Origin of the sequence: Micromonospora sp. DT62, assembly GCF_049847285.1 — a bacterium.
GTDB lineage: Bacteria > Actinomycetota > Actinomycetes > Mycobacteriales > Micromonosporaceae > Micromonospora > Micromonospora reichwaldensis.
Genome location: NZ_JBNCOB010000042.1, coordinates 1 through 10,303, shown reverse-complemented (window position 1 = coordinate 10,303; position 10,303 = coordinate 1). Strand labels below are relative to the sequence as shown.

At 68.9% G+C, this 10,303-nt stretch carries 5 protein-coding genes; 4 read left to right on the top strand and 1 reads right to left on the bottom strand.

Translation table 11 applies throughout. The annotated features are described in order from the left end of the window. Positions 1–203 precede the first annotated feature (203 nt). From ACPXCB_RS30680 to ACPXCB_RS30665, 4 genes are all read left to right on the top strand, one after another. Positions 204–1,754, top strand: coding sequence for an HsdM family class I SAM-dependent methyltransferase (locus tag ACPXCB_RS30680; RefSeq protein ID WP_425879519.1), 1,551 nt, complete (start codon positions 204–206; stop codon positions 1,752–1,754). A 39-nt stretch (positions 1,755–1,793) separates the two neighbouring features. Then, positions 1,794–3,377, top strand: coding sequence for a protein kinase domain-containing protein (locus tag ACPXCB_RS30675; protein WP_425879518.1), 1,584 nt, complete (start codon positions 1,794–1,796; stop codon positions 3,375–3,377). 82 nt (positions 3,378–3,459) lie between these two features. Then, positions 3,460–7,182, top strand: a complete 3,723-nt coding sequence (locus tag ACPXCB_RS30670; RefSeq protein WP_425879516.1) for an AAA family ATPase — start codon at positions 3,460–3,462, stop codon at positions 7,180–7,182. A 145-nt stretch (positions 7,183–7,327) separates the two neighbouring features. Continuing rightward, positions 7,328–9,475: a UvrD-helicase domain-containing protein gene (locus tag ACPXCB_RS30665; protein WP_425879514.1), complete on the top strand. Its 2,148-nt coding sequence runs from the start codon at positions 7,328–7,330 to the stop codon at positions 9,473–9,475. A gap of 162 nt (positions 9,476–9,637) precedes the next feature. Here the strand turns inward: ACPXCB_RS30665 and ACPXCB_RS30660 are convergent, their stop codons facing one another. Then, entirely contained in the window at positions 9,638–10,147 is a 510-nt protein-coding gene (locus tag ACPXCB_RS30660; RefSeq protein WP_425879512.1) for a hypothetical protein, read from the bottom strand. Between the last annotated feature and the right edge of the window lie 156 nt (positions 10,148–10,303).

Here is a 10,303-nt window from a genome sequence, read left to right as displayed (position 1 = left end):
GGGTGTGGCAGTCCCTGCGTGGTGCCGCCGCCGACCTCGAGCTGGGCGACCGGATCGGCTATCTCGGTGGCTTCCTGGTGTTCCTAGAGCGGGATCCGGCCGCATGGAGGAGCCTCGCCGACCAGCCCGACGACGTGGTGATGGACCAGCTGCGGGAGGCCCTGGCGAGGGGCGTTCCAGAATTCGCCCACCTCATCACCGACGTGCCGGACCCGGACGCGGTGACCATCGTCCGCCTGGCCGCCGAGGCAGCCGACCAGGAAGGCTCTCGCGCCGTCTTCGACTTTCTCTGCGAGCGTTATCTGGAGGTCCACTCGCGTCGTCACACCGTCACCCCGACGGCGTTCGCCTCGCTCATGGTCACGCTCGCCGCTCCGAAGGCCGGAACCGTTCTCGACCCGGCCTGCGGGATCGGCACCCTGCTGCTCGCCGCTACCGGCAGCCGTGCCCGGCACGTGTGCGGCCAGGAGGCGAACCGGACGTCGGCGCGCATCGCCGCCGCCCGGCTCCTGCTGCATGCCGGCGACGTCCGGGTGGCCGTGTCGGACTCGCTGCGAGCCGATGCATATGCGGGGGAACTGTTCGACGCGGTGGTCTGCAACCCGCCCTTCGCTGACCGTGCCTGGGGCAGCGACGAACTGGCCGGCGACCCGCGCTGGGAGTACGGCCTGCCGCCACGCGGCGAGCCGGAACTGGCTTGGGTGCAGCACTGTCTGCGCCACGTCGAGCCCGGAGGACTCGTCGCGATCCTCATGCCGCCTGCCGCGGCCGGTCGGCGTTCCGGCCGACGCATCCGGAGTAACCTGCTGCGGGCCGGTGCACTGCGGGCGATCATCTGCCGGGCGACGTCCGGACCGACCGGATCCGTCGCACCCGATCTGTGGCTCCTGCAACGCCCCGACGGGGCGCCGCGTGCGGACAAGGTACTCCTGGTCGACGCCGCCTCGGAACCCGCACGCGCCGTGCAGGCCTGGGCCACCTTCTCGGCCGGGCATGGACTGCCGGCCGGTGGCCGGTCGATTCCGGTCATCGACCTGTTGGACGACGACGTGGACCTCACGCCGGCCCGGCACTTGGATGCTGTCGGCGCGGCCCCGTCCGCCTTCCCGCCCGCGCTGGCGTCGTTGACCGCCGCCGTCGAGGTTCTCGTGCCGACCCTGCCGGACCTGACGGATGTCCCCTCGCCCGAAGCTCCGACAATGACCACCATCGGCGAGTTGATCAGGATCGGCGCGGTTACCCTCCGGCAGGCGCCGATGAAGATGAACACGCAGGAGGGCGGGCCCGTGCCGGTGCTCACGGCTCAGGACGTACGCCTCAGCCGTCCGGCCTCCGCAACTGGCGCTGCGCTGCCGGGCGCGGTCACCCTACGGGCAGGTGACGTGGTGACACCCCTCGCGCCGCGCGCGCCCGCCGTGCACGTCGTGACCGCTGCGGGACCACTGCTCGGGCCGCGGCTGTACCTGCTGCGAGTCGACCCTGAGCAGATGGACCCGTACTTCCTGGCCGGCTCGCTGCGCACCGCGCAGCGCGGCGGCTCCAGTGGATCGTCCCTCGGCGGGCGCTTCGACGTCCGGCGGACCCGCATACCCCGACTGTCTCTTCAGGAGCAGCGCGTCATCGGCGAGGCGTTCCGTCGGTTGATGAGCTTCGAGGTGGGGTTGCGGGAGACGGCGGCGCTGGGCGAGGAGCTCGTCGAGCGTGCGTTTCGTGGGCTCGGCGATGGGACGCTCCGTCCGACGGTGACGGACTAGCCGGCCCATGTCGATGAATCGAGGACAGAGAGGGCGGCCGTGGTGGGGACACTGATCAACAGCCGGTACGAGCTGGACGACCTGCCCATTGGCCGCGGCGGCATGGGCGAGGTATGGCTCGGGCACGACACCAAACTGGACCGGCCGGTGGCGGTGAAGTTCATCCGGTTCCCCGACGGCGAGCCGGACAAGGACTACATCCGCCGGTTCGTCCGCGAGTCGCGGATCACCGCCCGGCTGGAACACCCCGGCGTTCCGGCGGTCTACGACGTCGGATCGCACGAGGGCCGGCCCTACCTCGTCATGCAACGCATCCAGGGGATCAGCGTCGCCGACCTGGTGGCCGAGCAAGGTGCCCTGCCCATCGGCTGGGCGGCCGCGATCGCCGCCCAGGTGTGCGCAGTCCTCACCGCCGCCCACCATGCCTCGCTCGTACACCGGGACCTCAAGCCCAGCAACCTCATGCTCCAGCCCGACGGCGCGGTCAAGGTCCTCGACTTCGGGCTCGCCGCGGCGCCCACTCTCTCCGACTTTTCGAAGATCACCGCCACCGGGCTTCCACCTGGGACGCCCCCCTACATGGCGCCCGAGCAGATCCAGACGAACATCAGCGGCCCAGCGACCGACCTCTACGCGCTGGGCTGCACGCTGCACGAGATGCTCACCGGGGAGCGGCTCTTCACCGGGTCCACCTCCTACGACGTGTGGAGCAAGCAGGTCGCCCACGAGCCGTTGCCCGTGCGCGGCGTCCGGGACGACGTGCCGGCCGCGCTGGAAAAGCTGCTGCTGCACCTGTTGCGGAAGAAACCCGAGGACCGGCCGCAGAGCGCCCACGTTGTCTACGACCGTCTGCTGCCCTTCGTCACCGACCTCAGCCCGATTCCAGGGGTACTCCATGCACCGTCAACGGTGAGCCCGACCCGGATGTACGGCTCGATGCTCGGACGCGTGTTCACCGCAGGCCCCGCAACGTCGTTGGCCGGGCCGGTCGTGTCGCCCACGTCCACAGCTGCGCCGGCGCCACCTCAACGCCAGCCTGACGAGAGGTCGGGGGCTGGACGCTCGGATCTACGGCGCGCACGCGCGGAAGCCAGCCGGCTGGTCAGCTCGTCCCGCTACGGCCAGGCGGCGGAAGTGCTCGCGGCCGCCGTCGCTCCGGCGGTCATCGCCCTCGGGAGGACGGACAAGGACGTAGTACGTGTCCGGCTCGAACTGGCCGACGCGCTCTTCGAGGAGGGGGACTACCGGCGGGCCGCCCCGGCGTACGAGGAACTCGCCGTGGACGTGGCCCGGGACGCCGGTCCTTTTGCCGACATCGCGCTGCACTGCCGGCTCAGGGCTGCCACCTGCCGGGCGCTGTTCGGGGAGACAAGCGAGGCGTTACGTCAGCTTGAGTCGTTGGTGCGGGACCAGACCGACGCGTTCGGGCCGGACGACCCGCGCACGCTGGAGCTGAGACGTCAGATCGGTCTGCTTCAGCTTGGCGCCGGCCAGAGGAAAGCCGCGGAGCAGACCCTGACCCGTCTTCTCGCGGATCTGACCCGGCTCAACAGCGCCACACATCCGAGCAGTAGAGAGATCGCTGACCTGCTGTCAGGCCTGCGTCGACCGGATTCCCGATAACCGCCCTTCACGGGGGCAGCGCACCGCAGAACCGACCGATCACTTCTTTGCCGCCGGGGCGGCGCTGACTGAGGAGAGCGTCATGGTTGACACCTCGCCGATCGAGCACATCTCCATTCGTGTGCCCTGGCACGACACCGGCTGGAAGGGAACAGTCTGCGCCGACCCTCACGGCAACGGCACGTGCGTGCTGCTGAAGAACATCGGCCAGAACCGCCGCGACGACCAGGAGCAACGCAACGCCGGTCGGGACATCGCCGACCTGCCATTCGCTGAGGCCCCGCCTTGCGTGGCGGAACGGGCCACCTTCATGTCCCCACGGGTGATTCCCTTTCAACGCACGCACCCGTTCACGAAGAAGTCACTTGCGTTCGCGACGTTCCAACCCACCCCGCAGACGATGCCGCCGTACTCCGCACAGGCGGTTCCCTTCCGTTGGATGTCCCGGGACGGCGCGAAGTTGCTCAACGAGGAACGCCGCCTCGGCCTGCTTCCCGAGCTGGAGGATCAGGTCGACGCCATCACCGGCTGGGACAAATCGACATGGATGATGCACGGTGACAACCAGCGGGCACTGCTGGACGCCTTCTTCAGCACCGTCCAGCCGGAGCGGAGCATCGTCTTCTTCTACGCCAAGCACAGCCCGCTGAGCGACGACCCGCGCCGGCTGCTCGTCGGAGCCGCGATGGTCACCGACGTCACCCCGACCGGGGCGTACCGGAGCAGCGGCGGGGAGCCGTTTCCCGCACAGATGTGGGAAACCAGCATCGGACACTCGCTGCGCCCCGATCAACAGCGGGGTTTCCTGCTCCCGTACCAGGCGCTGCTGGAGGCTCGCGACCGAAAGGGCGTCGACATCGACGATGCTCTGGCGTTCGCGCCGGAGGGCGGCTGGGAGGCGTTCTCGTACGTCACGGAACACGTCAGCCACGACCTCGCCATCGACGGTCTGCTCGCCCTGATGGCGGCAGGACGTGCCGCGCGGCGCATCCTCGGAGACGACGCGGGCACCCTCGGATTCGACTGGCTGCAGGGGCAGCTCAACCGACTCTGGAAGCTACGTGGGCCCCGACCCGGACTGGCCAGCGTCCTGGCTGCCCTGGGCGTCCCGCAGTACGTCACGTTCGCCCACATGGTCGCCGCGGCGACCGGCCCCGGCAACGACCCGTGGCAGACGCTTGAAGAGGCGATGACGGACCCGAACCGGCTGGGCGTCACCGCCAAGACGCACCTGACGCCCAGCCTGCGAGCCACCTGGAAGGCCCTCAAGCCAGAACGACGTCGCCTGCTGCAACTGCTGAGCGGCTTCTCCCTGACGAGAGACCAGGCGGAGCGGTTCTTCCTGCTCGAGAAGCGCGACTCGGCACTGGGCGATGACGACCAGATCATCGCTAACCCCTACCGGCTGTACGAGGCGGACCGCGACCAGCCAGAGGGCGTCCCTCTTTCCATCATCGACCGTGGGTGCTTTCCGGACGCCAGGATCGCCTCGACGTTCCCGCTGCCCAGGCCCAGTGCCATGGACGACAACCTCGACGCCCGCCGGGTACGTGCCCTCCTCCTCGACGAGCTGCAGCGGGCAAAGGCGGCCGGACACACGCTCCAGCCCCAGGCAGAACTGGTCAACAGCATCCGAGGGCGGAACCTCACCGAGCCGTGCCCGGTGACCGCGGATCTGCTCGACGCCCACCACCTGTCCGCGGGGAGTCTGCCTGTCGATGCCCCGTTGACCGGGGTGATCCTGCCCAACGGCGCACCGGCCCTTCAGCTCGCAGATCTGACCCGCGTGGGCAACGTCATCCGCGACCAGGTCGGGCGGCGACTCAAGGCAGCCCCCATCCCGGGCGCCCCCGATTTCGAGGCACGCCTCAACGCTCTCCTGCCGGCCATGGACACCACCATCGCCGAGGACGAACTGGACGCCGAGAAGCGTGCCCGGGCCGAGAAGGTGGCGGCCCTCAACACCCTCTACTCGTCGCGAATCAGCGTCCTCATCGGCTCGGCGGGAACGGGAAAGACGACACTGCTCCAGGTGCTGCGGCACACCGAGTCGGTGGCCGCTGGCGGAGTGCTCCTGGTCGCCCCCACGGGCAAGGCCCGTGTCCAGCTCGCCCAGCGGGTCGACGCGCCAGCGGTCACTCTGGCGCAGTTCCTGATCTCCACCAAGCGGTACGACCCGTGGACCGAGCGGTACCTCGTCACCGGTGATGCGCAGACCCGGGCGAAGCACTTCAAGACCGTCGTGGTCGACGAGGCATCCATGCTCACCGAGGAGCAACTCGCGGCGCTGCTCGACGCCGTCACCGGAGTACAGCGGCTGGTGCTGGTCGGCGATCCCCGGCAACTCCCTCCCATCGGCGCCGGACGCCCCTTCGTCGACATCGTGCGTCGGCTCGCCCCCGAGGACATCGCGACCCGCACCCCACGCTGCGCACCCGGCTACGCCGAACTGACCATCCCCCGTCGCCAGGTGGGGCAGGAGCGTGACGACCTGGTCCTCGCCAGCTGGTTCGCAGACGGCGAGCTTTCGCCGGCTGCGGACCTGGTCTGGGAGCGGCTGCGCGCGGGAGAGAAGTTGCCGACCCTGCGTGCTGTCCGGTACGGCCGCGCCGACCTGTTCCCGACGCTTCTCGCTGTCCTGCGGGAGGAGATTCCGGAGATGAAGTCGGCATCCGATCAGGAACTCGCGGCGGCCTTCGGCCGCAGCTACGGCGGTGTGGTGTCCGGCAAGGGAAATCTCTATTTCCCCGGCGGAGCGGGAGCGCACGCCGATGCCTGGCAGATCCTGTCGCCGGTCCGGAGCCGGGGCTGGGGCACAGTCGAGATCAACCGCGCGCTGAAGGACGCCTTCGCCACCCGTGCCCTGGAACAGTCGGTCGGGCCGAACCGGTGGAACGCCAAGCCGATCGGCCCGGAACGGATCGTCGTCGGCGACAAGGTCATCAACATCCGCAACCACCAGTTCAAGCAGTCGCGGGTCTACCCCAGGGATGCGGAACGTTTCGTGGCCAACGGCGAGCTGGGGGTGGTGGTCGGACAGACCCGCTCGAAGTGGGTGACCCGGCCGAACAAGACCGAGATCGAGTTCAGCGGCCGGGAGAAGGTCAAGTACGACTTCTACGACTGGTCCGACGACTCTCGCGCACCCATGCTGGAACTCGCCTGGGCGATCACCATCCACAAGTCGCAGGGGAGCGAGTTCGGCATCACGGTCGTCGTGCTGCCGGCAGACGGGTCCGGTCTGAGTCGGGAACTGCTCTACACCGCCCTGACCCGCCAGAAGGGCAAGGTGATCCTGCTGCACGAGGCGGACCTCGACGAGGTGGCGAAGCGCGGCTCCCCCGTCCACTCCGACACCGCCGGCCGGCTGACGAATCTCTTCGTCCCGTCGGAACCGATCCAGGTCGGCGAAGCCGTCCTGGACCGCGGCCTGGTCCACCGCACGGATCGAGGGGAGCTGGTCCGTAGCAAGAGCGAGCTGCTCATTGCCAACCTGCTGCACGAGTTGGGCCTGTCCTACGACTACGAGGCGCCCTTCACCGGTACCGACAGACGGACCGTCCGGCCCGACTTCACCGTGACCACGGATCTTGGGGAAACGGTGATCTGGGAGCACCTCGGTATGCTCACCGACCCTCGGTATGCGGCGAAGTGGACCCTGAAGAAGGACTGGTACGCCCGAAACGGGGTCCTTCCGGCAGAGGATGGTGGTGGAGAGCAGGGCATGTTGGTCGTGACGGACGACCGAGGCGGGGTGAACTTCCCGGCCTGGCGAAACCTCGCCCAGAAGGTCTTCGGTCTCTGACGTCGCGGACTGCGGGGATCGGTCACCGATCGGACCGATCCCACACCGCCCGAAGGATCTCCATAGGCGGCTACGGGGACGAGGTCCCCTGCCGGCCCGGTTCGTTCGCTTCCGCCGCCGTCGACACGCCCCAGAAAGGTTCCTCGTGCCTCAGCTCGCCTTCGCCAACAGCTTCTGGGAGAGCTATGACGTCCTGGAAAAGCCGGTAAAGGCCGGTGTACGAAAGGCGATGGCGAAGTTCCAGCAGCTCACCATCGCCGAACTGCACGCGGACAAGGGCCTGCACCTGGAGTCGGTGACCAACGCGCGCGACCAGCGCATGCGGACGATCCGCATCAACGACTTCTGGCGGGGCGTGGTGCTGGCGCCGGACGACGGCAGCGACACCTTTCTGCTGCTGAATGTTGTCCCGCACGACGGTGCGTACACATGGGCGGCGAAGCGCCTCTACACGGTCAACACAGCGACACGGGCGCTGGAGGTCCGCAACGTCGTCGCCCTCGAGCAGGTCACACCGGCGTTGGAGAAGGCAGCGGCGCAGGCACCGGCACTGCTGTTCGCCCGCCATTCCGACACGGTGCTGCGCCACCTCGGCATTGACGACCAGGTGCTGCGGGCCGTCCGGACGATCGTCGACAAGCCCCAACTCGAGGCGATCGGCACACTGCTGCCCGAGGATCAGTTCGAGGTCCTGCAGTACCTCGCCGAGGGCTTCTCACCGGATGACGTCTACCGTGACCTCGTTTCCGAGCGCCGGCCGGCTACCGCGACGCCAGAGCCGAGCGAGAGCCTGGCGGCGGCGATCGCCAACACCACCAGCCGCATCATGCTGGTGACCCGGCCAGACGAACTGGCCGAGATCCTCGACAAGCCGTTCGCCGCCTGGCGGGTGTTCCTTCACCCGTCGCAGCGACGGCTTGCGTATCGGGACTCCTACAAGGGGCCGGCGCAGGTGACGGGTGGTCCGGGGACGGGCAAGACGGTGGTCGCCCTGCACCGCGTCAAGCACCTGCTCTCCCGCTCGTCCGAGGCCCGGGTGCTGCTCACCACGTACACCAATGCCCTGGCCTCCGCCCTGCGCGAGAACCTGGCGCTGCTGCTTGACGACGAGCAGCATCTGGCGCGGGTCGAGGTGACCACGGTGAACGCCTTCGCCAATCGCGTCGTGCGTGCCCTCGCGGGCCGGGTGCCCACCCCGATCGGTGATGCCGACGAGCGGCAGGTGTGGCGACGGGTGTGTCGGCGGCTCACCCTGCCCTGGACCGAGCAGTTCCTCGCCCAGGAGTTTCGTCACGTGGTCCTCGCCCACAACGTGCAGAGCCGAGAGGAGTACCGCGCGGCGAACCGGCGGGGGAGAGGGTCAGCGCTGGGCCAGCGGCAGCGCGACCGGGTGTGGGACGCCGTCGAGATGTTCCGAAAGGAGACGTCGGCGGCCGGCAGCGGCACCCACCTGCAGATCTGTGCGCGGGCGGCGCAACTGCTCGGCGGCGCCGGCCTCACCGTCCACGGGTACGACCACGTTGTGGTGGACGAGGCGCAGGACCTGCATCCCATGCAGTGGCGGGTGCTGCGGGCCGCGGTGGCGCCCGGCGCGGACGATCTCTTCATCACCGGCGACCCGCATCAGCGGATCTACGACTCCCGGGTTTCACTCAACGCCCTCGGTATCTCGGTCGCCGGGCGCAGCAGTCGCCTGCGGGTCAACTACCGCAATACCGAGGAGATCCTCTCCTGGTCCACCGGCGTGCTTGTCGGGTCGCGGGTCGAGGACCTCGGCGGCGACGGCGACGACAGCCTCGCCGGCTACCGGTCACTACTGCACGGCAAACGGCCTCATGCCGCCGGGTACCCCACGAGCCAGACCGAGATCGCGGCGCTGGCCGAGCGGGTGGGGGAGTGGCTGGAGCAACGCGTCGCGGCGAGTGAGATCGCGGTGTGCGCCAGGTTCAACACCACGCTGGGCGACGTACAGGAGGCGTTGGCCGCCGTTGGGATTCCGGCGGTCCGGGTGCGGGACCAGCCCGGAGCGGGCGTCGACGGGGTGCGGCTCGCGACAATGCACGCGATGAAGGGGCTGGAGTTCCGCTGCGTGGCGGTGGTCGGTGTTACGGCGCGAGCGGTGCCGTTCGTCAAGGAGATCACGCCGTCCGATGTCGATCCGTTGCAGCACGAGAGCGACCTGCTCCGCGAGCGGTGCTTGCTGTTCGTCGCGAGCACTCGGGCGAGGGATGCTCTGCACGTGTCCTGGAGTGGGCAGCCCAGCCCGTTCGTGGCGTTCGCCGCCGCACGCTGACGCAGGTGTGGTCAGCGCGCGGCGGTGTAGCAGCGTTTGCGCTCCTTCTGCTACGGCGCCTCGTTGTGGAGGTCTCGGGCCACGTGGATCGAGGGTAGCCCGGCCGCCTCCAGCAGGTCGATTCGCGACGCCTGCGGGGTTCGGCGACGGGCGCTGACAGCGTCAGCCGTACAGAAAGTCGTAAGCGTCCAGCTTGTTGATCAGGTCGTCATCACGGGTCACCTCGAAGCCCCGTTCCCGCAGGGCAGTCAGGAGATCGCGCTCGGCGGCGAGGGGGAACTTCAGGTAGTCGCCGTTGTGCACGGTGGCAACGCCCTCGGCGAAGCGGGTCTGGATGTCCTCGGGCAGGAGGTCGAGGGCTCGGCTCGTCACCATCTCTGGCCAGTCACCCTCGCTCACCGCGTTGAGTTCGTGGATGTCGAACGGCTCGTCGTCGCCGTGCTTGTCGTGCTCCTCAACGTCGTCGGATGTGCGAGCCGGGTTCGAGGTGTGGCGGAACGGGACGCTGCGCGCCTCGCCCCAGGTGCGGGCAGAGAAGATCGCGGTGATCTCGCCGGCCTCCTCCGGCGCGGTGTCGGCGTCGGCAAAGGCGAGGCAGTCGTGGGCCTTGGCGTGGCCGTACACGAGCTTGCGAGGCTTCTCAGGCCTGAGGGACGAATCGGCGCTCATCATGGCGCAGATTCTTGCGGGCAGATGATCATCGCTGGATAGCGGGGGTCAGCATCCGACGAGCAGTCGCGCATCCGCCTGAGGATGCTCCTATAGACGTCAAGGGGTGTTGAGGGCGGTGAAGTCGGCGAGGAGGGCGGTGTGGACCTCGCGGACGAT

Bases quoted from the DNA above. Each gene is read 5' to 3' on its own strand.
- ACPXCB_RS30670 (WP_425879516.1), top strand. From the start codon at position 3,460: ATGGTTGACACCTCGCCGATCGAGCACATCTCCATTCGTGTGCCCTGG.
- ACPXCB_RS30660 (WP_425879512.1), bottom strand. From the start codon at position 10,147: ATGATGAGCGCCGATTCGTCCCTCAGGCCTGAGAAGCCTCGCAAGCTC.